Genomic DNA, 17,814 nt, shown 5'->3' with positions numbered 1-17,814 from the left:
CCCCAGCCCGCTACGCGCGGAAAAACTGCGCGTAGCGGGAGGGCTGTCCAATGCCGTCACGAGTCCACTCTCCTCACCGCCGCCGAAGAAACTCCAAAATCGGCCGCAGCCGCTGGCGTGGAGCGGCTTCGAGCAGATCGCCCTTCTCCTGCAGCCGCTCCGCGATATTGAGCAGATGAAAGTCGGCGATCTGCGCGCCGGCGCGGATCTCGTCCCAGCCGAGCGGCGTCGACACGGTCGCGCCCGGCTTGGCGCGCGGCGTGTACGGAGCGGCGATCGTCTTGCCTTGATAATGCTGCAAGTAATCGAAGTAGATGCGGTCGCCGCGATGCTTCTTGAGCCGCTCGACGGTGAACAGGTCCGGCCGCTTCTGCGTCATATACTCGCCGACGAATTGCCCGATCGAGCGCAGCTCGTCGAAGGAGAGCCGATCCGCCAACGGCACGATGAGCTGCACGCCGGTCGCTCCGCTCGTCTTGGCCAGCGACTCGATGCCGAGCGCGGCGAGCTGCTCGCCGACGAGCAGGGCCGCCTCCATGATGCGCGGCTCCTCCTCCTGCGATGGATCAAGGTCGATCACCCATTCCAGCGGATGGACCGGATCGTCCGCGAGGTCGAACGAAGCGTGGAATTCCAGGCAGGCCAGATTGCCGAGCCAAAGCAGCGTCGGCAGCTTGTCCAGCACGACGTAGTCGATTCCGCCGCTGACGCGCGTGGCGACGAATTCCGGCCGGGGCTCCGGACAATTTTTTTGGTAAAAAAACTTGTCGTGGATGCCATGCGGATAGCGGATCGTCGTCAGATGCCGGTCGCGGCAGTGGCGGATCAAATAAGGAGAAAGCTGGATCAGCTTCTCCAGGAACGTCAGCTTCGTCACGCCTGCCTCCGGCCAGAGCGGCTTGGACGGATTCGTGATCGAGAGCGTGACTCCCTCGACGGTGATTTCTCCTATTTCCGGCTTGACCGCCATGCTTGCAACTCCTCCTTCCGATCAGCTCGTCGCGCGGCCGAAGCCCGCCAGCTTCGGATGCCGGAGCTGTCCGGCCTCGGTAATCTCCAGTCCCGTGACGGTGCCAGGCAGCGGCGCTTCCAGCCAGACGATCCGCTCGCCCTTAAGGTCCGACGGCAGCGCCGAAAAAGGAAGCGTGCCGTGCTGACGGCTTCCTTCCCGAAAGGCTTCGTCCGGAACGAGCTGCTCCGTCAGCAGCGTCCTCATCTCTCCCGTCAATCCGAGCGATACGCTGCCGAAATACTGCCCTTCCAAGCTCATGACCAGGCTCGCGACCTGCCCTTCCCGGACCTTCAGCCCCACGATATCGACATCGATCCGCAGCGCGGTTTTCGTCTTGAACCAGTCCCGATGCTTCTTGGCCGGACGATAGGGGGCCGTCAGCCGCTTGCTGACGACGCCTTCCCAGCGCTGCTCCTGCACCCATCGCCACAACGCGCGACCGTCGGAATAAAGCTCCGTCACGAGCATGCCGTCCGGCAGCAGAGGGACCAGCTTGAGCAGCCGCTGATGCCTGCTCGCATAGGGCAGCGCCCGCAGGTCGGTTCCCCCGTATGCCAGCAGGTCGAATAGGATAAAGGCGAGGCCGGGAAGCCCGAGCGGCTCGCCGCTGCCATCGGGCCGATCATGCCGAAGCTCCGACTGCGAGGCCGCTCCCTGTCGAGCGCTCCCGGGGCTTTCGGCCCCGCTCCTGGCCTCGTCCGCTGCCATGGCTGCGTCAGCCGCAGCGTTTTCGGCTCCGCCCCGCCAAGGGCGGACGCCGGGATCCGGATGACGCAGGAGCGTCATCGCCGAGCCGGCCGAACGGCCGCGCATCCGCTCGCGCTGCAGCACCCGCTGGAAGCTCGGACGCTCGCCGGTCCAAGCGATCAGCTCGCCGTCGAGCACGCATGGACCGAGCGCCGGGGTGGCGCTTCGCAGCAGCTCGACGAGTTCCGGATAGATGGCGTTTTTGCGCAGTCCGTTGCGAGAAAAAAGCTCGATTCCGCCATCGCCGCCGATCGTGGCGAGCAAGCGGACGCCGTCCCATTTGATCTGATAGCCCCAGTCGGGCCCTTCCGGCAGCTTTGCCGCATGGATCGGCGCCATAGGCTGCATCGCCTCGGCCGCGCCGCCCGCCTGCGCCTCAGCGATCGCGCTCGGATCTGCCTCGGCCGCGCCGGAGCTGCCGGCTCCCGCCATGCCCATCTCGCCTGCCCGCCCGACTTTTCCGCCCGCGCGGCTCGCTCCCATCTAGGAAGCCCCGGCGTCCTTTTTCTTTTTGACGCGAGGCTTCGGCGCTTTTTTCGTCCCGTTGGCGGAGGCGGACTCCGCTGCCGGATCGGTCTTCCCGCCTCCCGCCGCCCCAGCGGTAGCGGCTTTCTTGCGCTTGCCGCCTGCCACGGCGGCAGCTCCCGCTCCCGCATCCGTCACCGGGATCGCGGCCGGCGTCTTGACCGACTCGAGGCTCGCCTGCAGGGCGGCCATGAGGTCGAGCACCCGCCCCGGCTCCTGGCGCGGCGCGACGGTGACGTCCTCGCCCGCGATTTTGCCCTGGATCAGATCCTGCATCGAGCTGCGGTAGTCGTCGGTGTACTTTTCCGGCTCGAACGGCGTCGTCAGCTGATCGATGAGCAGCTTGGCCATCGCCAGCTCCTTGTCGCTCACCTGAACCTGCCCCGGCAGGTTCGGCACCTGCGATACGGCCCGGATCTCGTCCGGGTAAAAGATCGTCTCCATCGCCAGGCAGCCGTCCTCCAGCACGCGGATGGCGGCAAGGCTGCTCTTGGAGCGGATCGAAATCTTGGCGATGCCGATCTTGCCCGACTGCTTCATCGCCTCCATCAGCAGCGAGTAGGCCCCGCCCCCGGCCTGGTCGGGCGACAAATAGTACGTCTTCTGGAAGTAGATCGGATCGATCTCCTCCAAGGCGACGAAATCGAGGATCTGGATCGTCTTGGACTTCTCGCCCGCGGCCGCTTCCAGCTCGTCCTTCGAGAACGTGACGAAACGGCCCTTTTCGTACTCATAGCCCTTGACGATCTCGTCCCACTCGATCTTCCTGTCGCATACCGGACACTCCCGCACATAAGCGATCGGACTGCCGCAGACGGAATGCAGCATGCGCAGCGAGATATCCTTGTCCTCCGTCGCCGAAAACATCTTGACCGGCACATGGACCAGCCCGAAGCTGATCGCGCCTTTCCATACCGTATGCATCGCTGTCCAGTCGACCTCCTGGCGCCGGGGAAGGCCCGGCTCGTAATACGGACAGTGTGCGTTTCGGCGCCGTTTTCCATGCATGGGGGCGTGGGCGTGAGGGCATATTGACGCATAGGGCTGGATGCAGCCTCTGCACGCTCAGCGACAGCAAGGGAGGCGAAAGCGCATGAACGAGGAAGAAATCCGGCGCAAGCTGGAGAAGGAGCTGGACAACCGGCATATGCTGGCGAGCAAGCGCGACGAGCGCAGCCTGGCCGAGCTCGATGCGGAGATGAGCACGGAGCTGGACGGCTCCCTGGAGGATGGAGGCGCGACGTCCGAGACGGATGCCGGCACCGGAAGGACGAACGATCACGGCGGACGCATGGACTATGAGATGGACATCGACCGGATGGTCGGCGAGGGGCTGGGAGGCGGCCAGGTAACGATCCATAACGGACATATCGGCGAATCGACGACCGACACGATGAGGCTGAAGGAAGATATCGGCTTGGACGAGCAGGAAGAGCCCGATCCGACGGAGCGGCTCGGCCGCATCAAGAGCCAGCTGATGGCCGACTAGGCTTTGCCAGGAATCGAAGTCCGTACAGCGAACGAGATGAAGGAGGAAGACCAATGGACGTGAAGCGCGCGATGGAAATCTACAGATCTTCGGATATGTTCGCGGTGCATCTGGGCGGGGATTCGGTCTGGATCGAGAACGTGGATGAGGCGAACGGCATGGCGACCGTGCAGGTCGGCACGACTCCGCAGAAAACGAAAACCGTGTCGGTCGACCGGCTGCATGAGGGAAAGCCGGAGCGAGAGCATTGATCTGACGCGGATGCGGAACGATCGGCGTCCCGAAGCCCGGCATGTTCAGGCCGGTCGGCCGGAAAGAACAGGAAAAGCGCCGTCATCCCGGCCCTTGCGGCACCAGGTGCGGCGCTCTTGCTGCTTGCGGCTCGGGCCGACCTGCGTCTGCGGCTTGCGCGGCCAAAGCTTGCGAGTCGAATCGAGTTCATGCTGCCTTGGCGAAGCTCCTTGCTTCGCCGAGGCTTTTTTGCGGTTGCGGGACATGTGCGCATCGCCTCCTCGGTTTGTCTTTCATGCTACCGGATTCGGGTCTAAGAGGCAAAGCCCAAAATAAATATAAAGAAGAGGATTCGGGAGCATCCTGATGGATTCCGGATGAAAATAGGTGAGAAGTCGAGATAACGAGGGATAACCGGCTGTAATCGCAGATAAATCGTTCCAAAGCGAGTTTTTTATTCGAAAACGGTCAAAAACGCTTTAATTTAGTAAAAAGAACCTTTATAATTAAAGATATAGACAGGAGAGAGGGAGTGAGGGGTTATGGCTTCGGTTCACGGACAGCACTTGAGGCTGCCTCTGATCGAGGTGGTCAAGAGGACGATCTTTCTGACGATCGGCGCGATTTTAATGGGGGTTGGGCTGGAAATCTTCCTCGTGCCGAACAATATCATCGACGGCGGCATCACCGGCATTTCGATCATGGTTTCCTATTTGACGGATGCTCCGCTCGGACTTTTCCTATTCGTGCTCAACCTGCCTTTCTTGTTCCTCGGCTACAAGCAGATCGGCAAGACGTTCGCGATCTCCACGCTGTACGGCGTAGCGGTCATGTCGATTACGACGTTCCTGCTGCATGACGTCGACCCGCTGACGATCGACGAGTTCCTCGCCTCGATCTTCGGCGGCATGGTGCTGGGCGTCGGCGTCGGCCTCGTCATCCGGTTCGGCGGCTCGCTCGACGGCACCGAGATCGTCGCGATCCTGTTCTCCAAGAAGATGCCGTTCTCCGTCGGAGAGATCGTCATGTTCGTCAACCTGTTCATCCTGACGAGCGCCGGGTTCGTGTTCTCCTGGGACCGCGCGATGTACTCCTTGATCGCCTACTACATAGCGTACAAGATGATCGATATCGTCATCGAGGGCTTCGACGAGTCCAAGGCGGCCTGGATCATCAGCGACGAGCATCGCCCTATCGGCGAGGCGATCATGAGCCGGCTCGGGCGCGGCGTCACCTACCTCAACGGCGAGGGCGGCTTCACCGGCGGCGACAAGAAAGTCATCTTCGTCGTCATCACCCGGCTGGAGGAGGCCAAGCTCAAGTCGATCGTGACCGACATGGACCCCGCCGCTTTCCTCGCGGTCGGCAACATCCATGACGTCAAGGGCGGCCGGTTCAAAAAACGGGACATCCACTAGCGGATGCCCGGCAAAGGCTTGCGAGCTTCGGCACGGGGACCTGACCGGTCCCGGCCGGAGCTTTTTTCGCGTCCGCCGCTGCGGCGGACGGCGGCGGACGGCAGCGGACGGCGGTTGCGGCATGCGGAGGCGGCCGATATAATGGGAACAAGATTCCGAGTACGGATGCAGCAGACAGAGAGCAGGGTGGAACAGATGACGATGGAAGCGGCGGAAGCGCAGTGGATCGCGGCCAGCGAGGCGGACACGGTACGGCTCGCGGGGTGGCTGGCGGAGCGCGCCGAGCCCGGGACCGTAATCGCGCTCGACGGCGACCTCGGGGCGGGCAAGACGCGCTTCTCGCAGGCGTTCGCGGCGGCGCTCGCGGTGGAGGGCGTGGTCAGCAGCCCGACGTTTACGATTATAAAGGAATATGAAAGCGGCCGGCTGCCGCTCTACCATATGGATGTGTACCGGCTGTCTCCGGAGGAGGCGGACGAGCTCGGCCTGGACGAGTACTGGTACGGCCGCGGCGTGTCGCTCGTCGAATGGGCGAGCCTGATCCCCGAGCTGCTGCCGGAGCGCAAGCTGAGCATCCGCATCGTCCGCGAGGACGGCGAGCGGAGAGGGTTCGCGCTGCGGGGCGAAGGGCTGCCGTATGCGGCATGGGTGCGGGAATGGCTTGCCGCCGCGGAAGCCGGGGGAACGCAGGCGGGCCTCCTGGCCGGGCAAGCGAAGGCCGAAGCCGGGGAGCCGCTCGTGCTGGCGCTCGACACGGCGACGCCGACGCTCGCCGCCGCGCTTATGCGCGGCAGCGAGGCGCTCGGGAGCGTGCAGGCGCCAGCCGCGCGCAACCATTCCGCGCATGCGGTGCCGGCGGTGCAGCGGCTGCTGCGCGAGGCGGGCGTGCGCGGGACGGAGCTTGCGGGCATCGCCGCCGGCGTAGGTCCGGGCTCGTATACGGGCGTGCGGATCGCGGCCTCGATCGCCAAGACGCTCGCCTGGACGTGGGGCGTGCCGCTCGTCGGCGTCTCCACGCCGGAGGCGCTGGCCGCCGGCGCCTGGCGCGAGGCGGCCGGGTTGGCGGCTGCGGCTGTCGGCGGCGCTGATGACGGAAGCGGAGAGCCGGCTGCCGGCGCTCGCGACGGAGGTACGCTCGGCTTGGCTTCGTCAAGCTTGCTGGCCGACGAGGCCGGCGGCTGGATCGTGCCGCTGCTCGACGCGCGGCGCGGTCAGGCGTATACGGCGCTGTTCGCGGCCGGCGCCGCTCCCGGCTATGCCGAGGGCCAGTGGCTGCCCGCGGATGCGCCGTGGCGGCGGCTGGAGCCGGACGCGCTGCGCCTGATGGACGGCTGGGCCGCGCGGCTGGCGGAGCTGCTGGCCGCGGCGGACAGACGGCCGGCTTATGTGCTTTTTACCGGCGATCTGGACAAGCATGAAGAAAGCATCCGCCGGTTCGAAGAGCTGGCCGAGGCTGACGGAGATGGACCGGCTGTCTGCAGGCAGCCGCATACGATAGACGGGCGAACCGTCGCCTGGCTCGGGGCACGGAGTCTTGCCGGAGGTGAAGCGGTCGATGCGCACGGACTTGTTCCTAACTACACGCAGCTGGCTGAAGCGGAAGCTAAACTACTGGAAAAATCCCGGGAGGAGAAGAACGATGGCCGACTATGACCGCTTGCGCGAGCAGGCGGAGGACGACGGAGGAGACGGACTCGTCTTCCGCTCCATGAGGATGGAGGACATTCCTTCGATCATCGCCATCGAGCATGAAGCGTTCACCTCCCCGTGGACCTCGGATGCGTTCGCGAACGAGCTGACGCACAACCACTTCGCCCGCTACATGGTCATGCAGCTGCATGGCGAGATCATCGGCTACGGCGGCATGTGGATCATCATGGACGAGGCGCATGTGACGAACATCGCGGTGAGCGGCGCGTTCCGCGGGCGCAAGCTGGGCGCGCGGCTGCTGTCGGAGCTGCAGAAGCTCGCGACGTTTTTCGGCGCCACGAGGATGACGCTGGAGGTGCGGGTAAGCAACGAGATCGCCCAGTCGCTGTACCGCAAGTTCGGCTTCGAGCCTTCCGGCATCCGCCCCGGCTACTATTCCGACAACAATGAGGATGCTCTGATCATGTGGGCCGAGCTCGGCCGCGGCGGAGCGGAAGGAAGGGCGCAATCGCAATGAAGACAGAAGCAGGCTTGATCCTCGCGATCGAGACGAGCTGCGACGAGACGTCCGCCGCGGTCATCCGCGGGGGCAAGGAGATTTTGAGCAACATCGTCTCGAGCCAGATCGAGACGCATCGGCTGTTCGGCGGCGTCGTGCCGGAGATCGCCTCCCGCAAGCATGTGGAGGTGATCACGCTCATCATCGAAGAGGCGCTGCAGGAAGCGGGCGTGCGGCCGGACGAGCTGTCGGCCGTCGCCGTCACCCAGGGGCCGGGGCTCGTCGGCGCGCTGCTCGTCGGCATCGTGTCCGGCATGAGCCTGGCGATGGCGCTCGACATCCCGCTCATCGGCACGCATCATATCGCGGGGCATATCTACGCCAACGCGCTCGTGCAGGAGCTGGAGTATCCGTGCCTCGCGCTCGTCGTGTCCGGCGGCCACACGGAGCTCGTGCTGCTCGAGGAGGAAGGCGTGTTCCGAATCATCGGACGCACGCGCGACGACGCCGTCGGCGAGGCGTACGACAAGGTCGCGCGGGCGCTCCATTATCCGTATCCGGGCGGACCGCATGTCGACCGCACGGCGGCGGAGGCGCAGACGGTCATCGAGCTGCCGCGCTCCTGGCTGGAGCCGGACTCGTACGACTTCAGCTTCAGCGGCCTCAAGTCGGCCGTGCTCGCCGCCATCAACCAGGCGAACATGAAAGGGCTGGAGCTCGACGTGCCGGGACTGGCCCGCGGCTTCCAGGAGTCGGTCATCGACGTCGTCACCGGCAAAGCGATGCGCGCCGCGCGCGAGCATGGCGTGCGCCAGCTGCTGCTGTGCGGCGGCGTGGCGGCCAACCGCGGCTTGCGCGCGCGGCTGACGGAGCTGTGCGAGGCCGAGGGGCTGCCGCTGCTCATTCCGCCGCATTCGCTCTGCACGGACAACGCGGCGATGATCGGCGCCGCCGCTCATCTCAAGTGGAAGCGCGGCCAGTTCGACGAGCTCGACCTGAAGGCCGATCCCGGCCTGTCGCTGGAGGCCTGGTCGGTCAAGCCGGCTGCCGGCGCGGGGGGCTAGGCAGAGCTCCGGCGCGCATAGTCGAAGTTCGCTCGATCCAAAAAACCGCCTCGGGCGGGCAGGAAGCAACGGCTTCCTGCTTGCCTTGAGGCGGTTTTTGCATGGGCATCGTCTATGGCTGCGGAATCGGGTTGAGGATGGCAGGCGAAGCGGCATCGAAATGAAACCGGGAAGCGAAAGCGGACGGGGGCTCGTGGAGAAGCGGCAGCGGTTCCCTTGGAGGCCGGATTCCTTCCGTTTCGGAAGAATACATTCAAAGGAATCTGGGCTCCAGGGAGATCGGAACGAGTTCCCGCTCCGCGAAGCGGATGTCGGATTCGAATGCTCGTTCCGCTGAGCTGCGCCAAGCGGGTGCCGGTTTCGAATGCTCGCTCCGCTCCGCTACGAGAAGAACAGGAAGTTCGTCGCGACCGGACGCAGCGTCTTGTCCGACGGCCGGTTGACGACGCGGCCGTCGAAGACGAGCGTCGACGAGCCGCCGCCGTCGAGGTTGTATCCGTCCACGGCCTTGAACCGGGACAGCAGGATCTGCATCTCGCGCAGCGTGGCGCCGGAGCTTCCCGACTCGTTGTAGCCGTCGGCGACGAGGAACAGCAGCTGGTCATCCTTGTAGCTCGCGACGACGGTGCGCGGAGCGCGGCCCGGACTGAGCTGCCACTTGGCCGGAATCGGCTGGGCGATGCCGTCCTTCATCAGGATCGGCACGAACGAGACGCCGAAGCGCGGCTGTTCCCGGTCGAGCTGCTCGCGCGTCGCGTACTTCCCGCCGATCAGCTTGCCTTGTTCGTTCAAGCCGACGAAAAACAGATCCTTGTACGACGGCTCGAAGCCGTTCACGTACTTCCCGCCCAGCACGGTCGTGCTGAGCGGATAGCGCCGCCCGTTGCCGTCGTCGGCGAAGCCTCCGGCATTGATGCCGACGGCGGCGCCGTAGCGCTTCGCGGCCGCGAGCGTCGTCTCGGCCTTGCCGGGCTTGTCCCCGCCGATGACGAGCTTCATCGCATCCTTGTCCTTGAGCCGGATCTTCAAGGCATAGGCGGTGAAATTCTGAGCCTTGATCGGGAACAGCTGCGCCGTCAGCCGATCCGACTGGATCGTCCGCGACGGGCTGCCGAGCGGCAGCGTGATGCGGCGGTCGTAGATCAGGAGCGGACGGCTGCTCTGCACGGCGGCCGTACTGGCGATCGCGCTCATGCGGCGCGCGGTCTGCGTGTAGAGCTCCGAGCCGCGCTTGATGGCGTCCGCGGTTTGGGCGGCGACGACGGCCGCTTCGTCGAGCGAGCCGCCGATGCGGGCGGCCGGCGCCGGATCCGCTGCCGGCTGCTGCGGGACAACCGCCGGACCGGCAGCGTCAGGCAGCTTCACCTCGACCTGGACCGCGAGCAGCAGCAGCAGCGCGCCGAGAAAAGGCGCGGTCGTCAGCAGCATCCAGCGATTGAGCCGCTGCACGCTTGTCATTTCAGCACGTCCAGATTCTTCTTGAGCTCGTCCAGCTGCTTCTGCACCTGGCTGAGCTGCGTGTACAGCTTGTTGCTGTTGTCGGTCTTGCTGCTGGCGTTGTCGCGGTTGAACGCGAGCAGCTCGTTCAGGCTGTCCACCTTGCCTTGCAGCTCGGCGAGCTGGCTCGCATAGCCGCTCTCAAGCTGCTGGAGGCGGGCGTCGTAGCCCGACTGCATCTCGGCGATCTGACGATCGGTCTGCTGCTGGATCTGGACGGCGAGCTCTTGCTGCAGGCGCTGCGTATAGAACCAGGCGCCGGCGACGCCGGCGGCGATGATGACGATCCAGGCGATCAGAAACGGCCACGGCGAGCGCTTCGAGGCGCGGCGCGGCACCGGAGGGTCGGCAGGGACAGAGGAGACGATGCGGGAATCGGTATTCATCATAACTTTCACCTCTCTTGCGGTGTTGCGGCTTCCGTCAGGGATTCATCGCTGCTGAAAATGGGACGAGCAGAAGGGCGGAATAGTTGCGCCGTCCTATCGGCGGAGCCCCTATTTTACCATACCGTTTCGGAAGATTCATCCAAACGGAGGTCCTATTATCGGCCGTCAGAGCGCTTCGCGCTGAATCTGTGAATTGGGTGTGGGTATTGTGGATTCTGTGGATAAAATCCAGAGTCCATCCATGAGGGAAGGCGATCGCCTTAAATCTCCATCATACGTACCGTTTTATCCCCGTCCATCGAGTGAATTGTCCGACGATTATTCACGAGCTGTGGACAAGCCTGTTGATAGTCGGGAGGAATCCTCCAAAACAACGCCCAGACCACGACGCAAGGGCGCTGACGCAGCTGACCCGCATCGAAGTCATCGCGCGGAAAATGGACGAAGGCCCTCTGCCGGCTGCATGCAGCTGCGGCGGAGAGCCTTCTGATGTTGCGCTTGCCTCGCCCGCAGGGCGGAGTGACAAGCGGCCAAGCGGCTTGAGGCGCCGAATCGGCCTTATGACGACCCACGCTCGAGCAACGTAGCACATGCGGCTGGCGGAGCGCCATAAGCGCTGCCCGGCCGGGCTCGAGCGGGATTATTCCTGCTTCTTTTCCATAACCTACAGATGAAACTCGACCTGCTCGGTGTTGCGATGCCTTCAGGCGCCGGGCAACGTTCCGGCGAAAGGCCATCCAATACAACGGAAGCCCTACCTCTCTTCCGTCCTTGCGGCTCCGAAGACCGCGCCAGTGTGAATCAGAACTTCTAGCAACAGCTGGCAGGCTAATCAAGGGATTCAAGTAACGGCGGAATCGGGGAAAAACATGCGATTCCTGAAAGAAGGGGAATAGGCGGGTAATCAATAACTAACATCATACCACGAAGACCAGGATCTGGTCAAGAGCATGGGTTCAATAAAGACAAAGCGCCGCAATCTTGAACAGGCTGCGCCTCAGCAAATGTCAGCAGCAGAACGAGGAAAGCCGCAAGCATCCTGAAATGGACGCTTGCGGCTATTGGTGCGCCGTTCCTTGACTCGGCACGCAGTCCCGTCCGTCGGCAACGCCTCTCGTCCGTCTGTCATCGCCAGCTCGCCAGCCCGGCAGCTCCTCCCATTCGGCGGCCGTCAGCCCATGCCGTCAGGCCAGCAGCTCTTCCCATTCGGCGTAGGCCGCTTCCAGCTTGGCCTTGACCGATGCGAGCTCCTCCTGGATCGACTGGACCTGCACATAGTCCTGGTATACGTCCGGGTCGGCCAGCCGCTCCTCGAGCTCGCCGCTCTCCCCCTCCAGGCGGGCGATGTCCGCCTCGAGCTGCTCCAGCCGCCGCTGGCGCGCGCGCTCGTCGCGCTTCGCCTGCTTGTCCGCCTCGTACGAGCCGGCGCCGACCGGCTTGTCGGCTGCGGCCGCGGCCGCCGAGGCCGCGCTTTGCTTTGCTCCGGCTTCCAGCCGCAGCTCCTCCAGCTCTTTTTTCTTCTCGATCATGTCGTCGTAGTTGCCCAGGTAGTCGATCGTGCCGGTCGGCGTCAGCTCGATCATGCGCTCGGCGATCTTGTTAAGGAAGTAGCGGTCATGGGAAATGAACAGCAGCGTGCCCTCGTAATCGAGCAGCGCCGTCTCCAGCACTTCCTTGCTGTACAGGTCCAGATGGTTGGTCGGCTCGTCGAGGATGAGCACGTTGGCCTGCAGCAGCATCAGCTTGGCGAGCGCGACCCGCGCCTTTTCGCCGCCGCTCAGCGAGCCGACGCGCTTCTTGACGTCGTCGCCGCTGAACAGGAAGTTGCCGAGCACGGTGCGGATGCGCGCTTCCTCGACATGCGGGTAGGCGCTCCATACTTCCTCCAGCACGGTGTTCGTCCCGCTCAGCTCGGTCTGCTCCTGATCGTAGTAGCCGATCTTGACATGCGTGCCCCAGCGGATCGTGCCGGACAGCGGCCGCTGCTTGCCGATGAGCGCCTTGAGCAGCGTCGACTTGCCGATGCCGTTCGGCCCGACGAGCGCGGCCGTCTCGCCCCGCTCCATGCGCAGCGACACGTCCCGGAACACCGGCTCGGCGCGGTCCTCGTAGCCGACCGACAGCTCGCGCGCGTCGAGCACGTCGCGCCCGGTCGTCCGCTCCGTCTCGAAGCGGAAATGCGCGCGCTTCAGATCGCCTTGGGGACGGTCGAGCCGCTCCATCCGGTCGAGCGCCTTGCGCCGGCTCTGCGCGCGCTTGGTCGTAGAGGCGCGCACGAGGTTGCGGCGCACGAACTCCTCCATGCGGGCGATCTCGTCCTGCTGCTTCTCGAACTGCTTCATCGCCGATTCGAACTCGGCTTCCTTGAGCTCGACGAAGCGGCTGTAGTTGCCGGTATAGCGCTTGGCCTGATGGCGCTCGATCTCGATGATCGTGCCTACGGTCGCGTCGAGGAAGTAGCGGTCATGGGAGACGACGAGGATCGCGCCGGAGTAGCCGCGCAAATAATCCTCGAGCCAGGTCAGCGTCGCGATGTCCAGATGGTTGGTCGGCTCGTCGAGCATGAGCAGATCCGGCGCCTGCAGCAGGATGCGGGCGAGCGCGAGCCGCGTCTTCTGCCCGCCGCTCAGGGAGCGGATCGGCGTGGCGGGATCGGTCTGGCCGAAGCCCATGCCGTGCAGCACGCTCTTGATGCGGGTCTCGATCTCGAAGCCGCCTTGGTCGCGGAACCAGTCGGAGCGGCGCGCGTAGCGCTCGAGCGTGTCCTGGTAGCGCTTGTCGTCCTCGTGCAGCGCCGGATCGGCGATGTCGCGCTCGAGCTGGCGCAGCTCCTGCTCGGCTTCGAGCAGCGGGCCGAACACCGCCCTCATCTCCTCGATGATGCTGCGCTCGGACTGCAGCCCGCTGTTCTGGGCGAGATAGCCGACGCGCGTCTCCTTGGCGCGGTGGATGACGCCGCTGTCGCTGGACATCTGGCCCGCGAGGATCTGCAGCAGCGTCGACTTGCCGGCGCCGTTGACGCCGACAAGCCCGACGCGCTCGCGCTCCTGGATCTGGAACGTGATGCCGGACAATATGGTGGTGATGCCGTAGCTTTTCGTTAGGTCGTTGACTTGCAGCAGCATGGCCGGGCATGTTCCTTTCCGCAGAATGCTTCTATATATAAATGTAGAATACCGCAATCCGCCGCTATAATCGACCCTTATTGGCGAAACAAACCGCTCGGTGGTACACTATAGACAATTATGGCAGGAATGGTGGGTCCGATGATGGAATCCGGATCGGCGAAGTCCGCCGAGACCAAGAGGGAGCTGCGCCGGCGGCTGCTCGCCCTGCGCGACGGCTTGTCCGCGGCGGAGAGGGCGGAGGCTTCGTGCCTCGCCTGCCGCCATGCGGCCGAGTGGATCGAGTCTTCCGGCATCCGCAGCGTCATGGCGTTCGTCTCGTTCCGCTCGGAGCTGGACACGTCGGAGCTGCTGAAGTTCTGCTGGTCTCGCGGCCTGCGGCTGCTGCTGCCTCGCGCCGACGTCGGCGCGAAGCGCCTGGCGCTGCATGCGGTGCGCTCGCGCGACGAGCTCGCTCCAGGCGCTTACGGCATCCTCGAGCCCGATCCCGGCCGAGCTGCCGCGGCGCCGGACGAGGCGCCGGAGGCGGTGTTCGTGCCGGGCGCAGGCTTCGACCGCTGCGGCGGCCGGATCGGCTATGGCGGCGGCTACTACGACCGCTTCCGCGCCGAGGCGCGCGATGCGGCGGGCGGGCGCTGGATCGGGCTCGGCTTCGCCGCGCAGCTCGTGCCGCAGGTGCCGATGGAGCCGCATGACGCCGCGCTCGACGGGCTGGTCACGGAGCAGGGGCTCGTCTGGACGAACACGCATCCGCCGGAGGGAGGCCGATCATGACAGACCGTTCAACCGCATCGCCGCAGGAGCCGCTCAGCCATTTCAACGGGCAGGGGCGCGCGCGGATGGTCGACGTCTCGGACAAGGAGACGACGGCCCGCACAGCCGTCGCCCGCACGTCGATCGCGATGGCCGAGGAGACGCTAGCGCGCATCAAGGCGGGCGGCATCGCCAAGGGAGACGTGCTCGCGGTCGCCCAGGTGGCCGGCATCATGGCCGCCAAGAATACGTCGGCGTGGATTCCGATGTGCCATCCGCTGCCGCTGAGCGGCGTCGACATCTCGTTCGGCGACAACGGACGGGACGTGCTCACGATCGAGGCGGCCGTCCGCACCAAGGGGCCGACCGGCGTCGAGATGGAGGCGCTGACGGCCGTATCGGCCGCGGCGCTCACCGTTTACGACATGTGCAAGGCGATGCAAAAAGACATGGTCATCGGACCGACCGAGCTCGTCTCCAAGACGGGCGGCAAAAACGGCGATTACAGCCGGACAGATCGGGCATAGCGACGGGAGGAACGGAAGATGCGATGGAAGGTAGCGATTCTTACGGCGAGCGACAAGGGCTCGCGGGGCGAGCGGGAGGATACGAGCGCGCAGGTCATCCGCGAGCTCGTCGAGGAGGAGCTGGGCGGGAACATCGTCGATTACCGCATCGTGCCGGACGAGCAGGACGAGATCATGGCCGCGCTGATCGAGATGACCGGCTATTACGAGGCCGACCTCGTGCTGACGACGGGCGGCACCGGCCTCGGTCCGCGCGACATCACGCCGGAGGCGACGCTCAAGGTGATCGAGCGCGAGGTGCCGGGCATCTCCGAGACGATGCGCAGCAGCACGATGTCGCGCACCCGGCGCGCCATGCTCTCGCGCGGCGTGAGCGGCATCCGCGGCCGCACCCTTATCATCAATCTTCCCGGCAACCCCAAGGGCGTGCATGAGTGCCTGATGGCGGTCATCGACCAGCTGCCTCATGCGCTCGCCATCGTCTCCGGGCGGGAAGGGGAGCACGGCGCATGAGCATCCGCACGAGGCTGCGCGAGGTTCCTGTCGAGCAGGCGCTCGGCCTGCGGCTCGCGCATGACCTGACGCGCATCGTGCCCGGCTCGTTCAAGGGGCGGGCGTTCGTCAAAGGCCATGTCGTGACCGAGGCCGACATCCCGGCGCTGCTCGACATCGGCAAGGCTCATCTCTATGTCATGGAGCTGGCCGAGGGCGAGCTCCATGAGGACGAGGCCGCGCTTCGCATGGCGGAAGCCCATCGCGGGGAACGGATCGAGCCGGGCCGTCCTCATGAGGGCAAGGTGGCGCTCAAGTCTTCGATCCAGGGGCTGGTCAAGATCGATCCGGAGTATGTGAACGAGATCAACGCCCTCGGCGACATCGCCCTGGCGACCGTCGTCGGCGACCGCCTCGTGGAGGCGGGCGGCCAGGTGGCCGCGACCCGCGTCATTCCGCTCGTCGTGGAGGAAGCTCTCGTATCCCGCGTCGAGGAGCTGGCGGCGCGGTTCCGCGAGCGGCACGGCCGCGCGCCGATCGAGGTCAAGCCGCTGCGGCCGATGCGCGTCGGCCTCATCACGACCGGAGGCGAGGTGTACAGCGGCCGCATCGAGGACCGGTTCGGTCCCGCCGTGCGCGCCAAGCTGGAGCGGCTCGGCTCGTCCGTGGCCGAGCAGGCGCTCGTCCCGGACGACCGGCAGCGGATCGTCGACAAGATCGTTGAGTACAAAGACAAGGAATATGATATGATACTGCTTACAGGCGGCATGTCCGTCGATCCCGACGACCGGACTCCAGGCGCGATCCGCGCCGCCGGCACCGACATCGTCCGCTACGGGACGCCGATGCTGCCCGGCTCGATGCTGCTCATGGGCTATCTCGGCGGGACGCCGGTGCTAGGCTTGCCCGGCTGCGTCATGCATGATCCCCATACTTCGTTCGACGTGCTCCTTCCGCGCCTGCTGGCGGGAGAGGAGATTCGCAGGGAAGACATCACCGCGATGGGATACGGCGGCCTGTACGGCTGCTGACGCCCTCCGCGCATTCAACAGCGGAACGGCCTGCCCGGGCCCGTTCTCAAGGAGGAACCGACAATGGGTGGTATTGGAGCTACTGGATTTCTGCTGCTGGCGGTCATCGCGCTGCTGCTGTTCGGACCGAACAAGCTGCCGGAGCTCGGCCGCGCCTTCGGCCGCACGCTCAAGGAATTCAAGGCCGGCACGCGCGAGCTGATGGCCGAGGACGACGACCAGGCGAAGCGCCCGGCTTCGTCCTCCCGGATCGAAGTATCCGGCAGCGAGGGCGCGCAGCCCGAAGCGAGCCGTGCCGAAGCCCGCCGGCTGCCGGAGTAGCCGGCTCGCATCGGCGCATGACCGCGCGGAAGCCCGAGGCTTCCGCTTTTTCATTGAATCCCTGCCAGGTCGGGACGCTCGCGGCGCGGGCTTGCCGGCATGGCTGCATAAGGAGGACCTCGTATGGCCAGCCGTCCCCCGGACGGATCCTCGCCGCTGCGCAAGCGGATGAGCGAGGAGGGGCTCATGTCCCTGATGGAGCATCTCGGCGAGCTGCGCAAGCGCCTGTTCGTCGTGGTGCTCGTGCTGATCGCGGGACTCGTGCTCGGCCTTTTTCTCGCCAAGCCGATGTACGGGTATCTCACGACGACCGAGCAGGCCCGCGAGATCGGAGGATTCCATACGTTCTCGCTGTGGGACGGCATCGGCATCTACATGAAGTTCGCCTTCATCATCGCGCTCGTCCCCGTCGTCCCGCTCGCGTTCTACCAGCTGTGGGCGTTCGTCAAGCCGGCGCTGCGCAAGCATGAGCAGACCGCCGCGCTGCGCTACGTGCCGTTCGCGCTGCTCATGCTGCTGATCGGGATCAGCTTCTCCTATTTCGTCGTCTTTCCGATGGCGTTCCATTTCACGTCGGAGATCTCCCGCAGCCTCGGCCTTGAGGAGACGTACGGCATCGTGCAGTACCTGACGTTTCTCGTGAACATCGTCGTGCCGATCTCGCTGCTGTTCGAGATGCCGGTGCTGTTCATGTTCCTGACGGCGATCCGCATCCTGACGCCGGCCGGCCTGCGCAAGATGCGCCGCGTCGCCTACTTCGGGATGGTCGTCATCGGCGTCGTCGTGACGCCGCCGGATGTCGTGTCCGACTTGCTCGTCGCGATCCCGCTCATCCTGCTGTACGAGGTGAGCATCTACATGTGCGACCGCATCCATCGCAAGCAGCTGCGCAAGGATGCCGAGTTCGACAGCCGCTACGATTCGGCGGCGCTGAGCGAATAGCTCCGATCGAGCCTGGCGCAGCCCTGAGCTTTGCAGCCCCGTTTTCCGGTTTTCCGGAGGACGGGGCTTTTTTCATGAAAAAGACATAAAGCGGGCAGAATA

The 17,814-nt window shown here is 65.0% G+C and carries 19 protein-coding genes and 1 pseudogene; 13 read left to right on the top strand and 7 right to left on the bottom strand.

The window, feature by feature from the left end:
* Positions 1 to 73: 73 nt before the first annotated feature.
* Genes ligD through ku form a run of 3 tightly spaced genes read right to left on the bottom strand, consistent with a single transcriptional unit; the run spans position 74 to position 3,208 of the window.
* Positions 74 to 970: a non-homologous end-joining DNA ligase gene (gene ligD, locus H582_RS0124205; RefSeq protein ID WP_028600606.1), complete on the bottom strand. Its 897-nt coding sequence runs from the start codon at positions 968 to 970 to the stop codon at positions 74 to 76.
* Between the two features lie 21 nt (positions 971 to 991).
* Positions 992 to 2,242, bottom strand: a complete 1,251-nt coding sequence (locus H582_RS30555; protein ID WP_028600605.1) for an ATP-dependent DNA ligase — start codon at positions 2,240 to 2,242, stop codon at positions 992 to 994.
* Positions 2,243 to 3,208 (bottom strand): non-homologous end joining protein Ku, encoded by a 966-nt coding sequence (gene ku / locus H582_RS0124195; RefSeq protein ID WP_028600604.1) that lies wholly within the window; start codon positions 3,206 to 3,208, stop codon positions 2,243 to 2,245.
* Between the two features lie 169 nt (positions 3,209 to 3,377).
* Here ku and H582_RS33290 point away from each other — a divergent pair, with 169 nt between their 5' ends.
* A complete protein-coding gene (locus tag H582_RS33290) occupies positions 3,378 to 3,773 on the top strand; it encodes a hypothetical protein (protein ID WP_043112002.1) in 396 nt (131 codons plus the stop codon).
* A gap of 53 nt (positions 3,774 to 3,826) precedes the next feature.
* Positions 3,827 to 4,024: an H-type small acid-soluble spore protein gene (locus H582_RS0124185; protein WP_028600603.1), complete on the top strand. Its 198-nt coding sequence runs from the start codon at positions 3,827 to 3,829 to the stop codon at positions 4,022 to 4,024.
* A 45-nt stretch (positions 4,025 to 4,069) separates the two neighbouring features.
* Here the strand turns inward: H582_RS0124185 and H582_RS0124180 are convergent, their stop codons facing one another.
* Positions 4,070 to 4,270, bottom strand: coding sequence for a hypothetical protein (locus tag H582_RS0124180; protein ID WP_028600602.1), 201 nt, complete (start codon positions 4,268 to 4,270; stop codon positions 4,070 to 4,072).
* A gap of 276 nt (positions 4,271 to 4,546) precedes the next feature.
* Between H582_RS0124180 and H582_RS0124175 the strand changes: the two genes are divergently transcribed.
* The 5 genes and pseudogenes from H582_RS0124175 (at position 4,547) to tsaD (ending at position 8,635) form a co-directional block, all read left to right on the top strand.
* Positions 4,547 to 5,422, top strand: coding sequence for a YitT family protein (locus tag H582_RS0124175; RefSeq protein WP_028600601.1), 876 nt, complete (start codon positions 4,547 to 4,549; stop codon positions 5,420 to 5,422).
* A 195-nt stretch (positions 5,423 to 5,617) separates the two neighbouring features.
* Positions 5,618 to 6,079: pseudogene (gene tsaE, locus H582_RS31480) on the top strand (tRNA (adenosine(37)-N6)-threonylcarbamoyltransferase complex ATPase subunit type 1 TsaE); the annotation flags it as partial.
* Positions 6,071 to 7,075, top strand: a complete 1,005-nt coding sequence (gene tsaB / locus H582_RS31475; RefSeq protein WP_255309817.1) for a tRNA (adenosine(37)-N6)-threonylcarbamoyltransferase complex dimerization subunit type 1 TsaB — start codon at positions 6,071 to 6,073, stop codon at positions 7,073 to 7,075. The pseudogene tsaE and the gene tsaB, both read left to right, overlap by 9 nt.
* A complete protein-coding gene (rimI, locus tag H582_RS29425; RefSeq protein WP_052333625.1) occupies positions 7,062 to 7,589 on the top strand; it encodes a ribosomal protein S18-alanine N-acetyltransferase in 528 nt (175 codons plus the stop codon). The genes tsaB and rimI overlap by 14 nt, the downstream gene beginning before the upstream one ends.
* Positions 7,586 to 8,635, top strand: coding sequence for a tRNA (adenosine(37)-N6)-threonylcarbamoyltransferase complex transferase subunit TsaD (gene tsaD, locus H582_RS0124160; protein WP_043112000.1), 1,050 nt, complete (start codon positions 7,586 to 7,588; stop codon positions 8,633 to 8,635). Before rimI ends, tsaD begins: the two co-directional genes overlap by 4 nt.
* A 381-nt stretch (positions 8,636 to 9,016) precedes the next feature.
* Here the strand turns inward: tsaD and H582_RS0124155 are convergent, their stop codons facing one another.
* The 3 genes from H582_RS0124155 to H582_RS0124145 all read right to left on the bottom strand — a co-directional run bounded on the left by H582_RS0124155 (position 9,017) and on the right by H582_RS0124145 (position 13,646).
* Positions 9,017 to 10,093 (bottom strand): phosphodiester glycosidase family protein, encoded by a 1,077-nt coding sequence (locus tag H582_RS0124155; RefSeq protein ID WP_028600598.1) that lies wholly within the window; start codon positions 10,091 to 10,093, stop codon positions 9,017 to 9,019.
* Complete coding sequence (locus H582_RS0124150) at positions 10,090 to 10,521, bottom strand: hypothetical protein (protein ID WP_084137582.1); 432 nt, start codon at positions 10,519 to 10,521, stop codon at positions 10,090 to 10,092. The genes H582_RS0124155 and H582_RS0124150 overlap by 4 nt, the downstream gene beginning before the upstream one ends.
* A 1,184-nt stretch (positions 10,522 to 11,705) precedes the next feature.
* Entirely contained in the window at positions 11,706 to 13,646 is a 1,941-nt protein-coding gene (locus H582_RS0124145) for an ABC-F family ATP-binding cassette domain-containing protein (RefSeq protein WP_028600596.1), read from the bottom strand.
* A 141-nt stretch (positions 13,647 to 13,787) separates the two neighbouring features.
* Between H582_RS0124145 and H582_RS29420 the strand changes: the two genes are divergently transcribed.
* From H582_RS29420 to tatC, 6 genes are all read left to right on the top strand, one after another.
* Positions 13,788 to 14,420 carry a 5-formyltetrahydrofolate cyclo-ligase gene (locus H582_RS29420; RefSeq protein ID WP_052333624.1) on the top strand — a complete coding sequence of 211 codons (633 nt, stop codon included), beginning with the start codon at positions 13,788 to 13,790 and terminating at the stop codon, positions 14,418 to 14,420.
* Complete coding sequence (moaC, locus tag H582_RS0124135; protein WP_028600595.1) at positions 14,417 to 14,926, top strand: cyclic pyranopterin monophosphate synthase MoaC; 510 nt, start codon at positions 14,417 to 14,419, stop codon at positions 14,924 to 14,926. The genes H582_RS29420 and moaC overlap by 4 nt, the downstream gene beginning before the upstream one ends.
* A gap of 18 nt (positions 14,927 to 14,944) precedes the next feature.
* Positions 14,945 to 15,439 carry a MogA/MoaB family molybdenum cofactor biosynthesis protein gene (locus H582_RS0124130; protein WP_028600594.1) on the top strand — a complete coding sequence of 165 codons (495 nt, stop codon included), beginning with the start codon at positions 14,945 to 14,947 and terminating at the stop codon, positions 15,437 to 15,439.
* On the top strand, positions 15,436 to 16,449 hold the full coding sequence (locus H582_RS0124125) for a molybdopterin-binding protein (RefSeq protein ID WP_028600593.1): 1,014 nt from the start codon (positions 15,436 to 15,438) through the stop codon (positions 16,447 to 16,449). Before H582_RS0124130 ends, H582_RS0124125 begins: the two co-directional genes overlap by 4 nt.
* Positions 16,450 to 16,512: 63 nt before the next feature.
* A complete protein-coding gene (locus H582_RS0124120) occupies positions 16,513 to 16,770 on the top strand; it encodes a twin-arginine translocase TatA/TatE family subunit (RefSeq protein ID WP_028600592.1) in 258 nt (85 codons plus the stop codon).
* A 123-nt stretch (positions 16,771 to 16,893) separates the two neighbouring features.
* Complete coding sequence (gene tatC / locus H582_RS0124115; protein WP_228551332.1) at positions 16,894 to 17,712, top strand: twin-arginine translocase subunit TatC; 819 nt, start codon at positions 16,894 to 16,896, stop codon at positions 17,710 to 17,712.
* Positions 17,713 to 17,814 lie beyond the last annotated feature (102 nt).

Origin of the sequence: Paenibacillus pasadenensis DSM 19293, from assembly GCF_000422485.1 — a bacterium.
GTDB classification, from domain to species: domain Bacteria; phylum Bacillota; class Bacilli; order Paenibacillales; family Paenibacillaceae; genus Paenibacillus_O; species Paenibacillus_O pasadenensis.
Note: the sequence above shows the minus strand (reverse complement) of the source record. Positions and strands in the feature narration are given on the sequence as shown.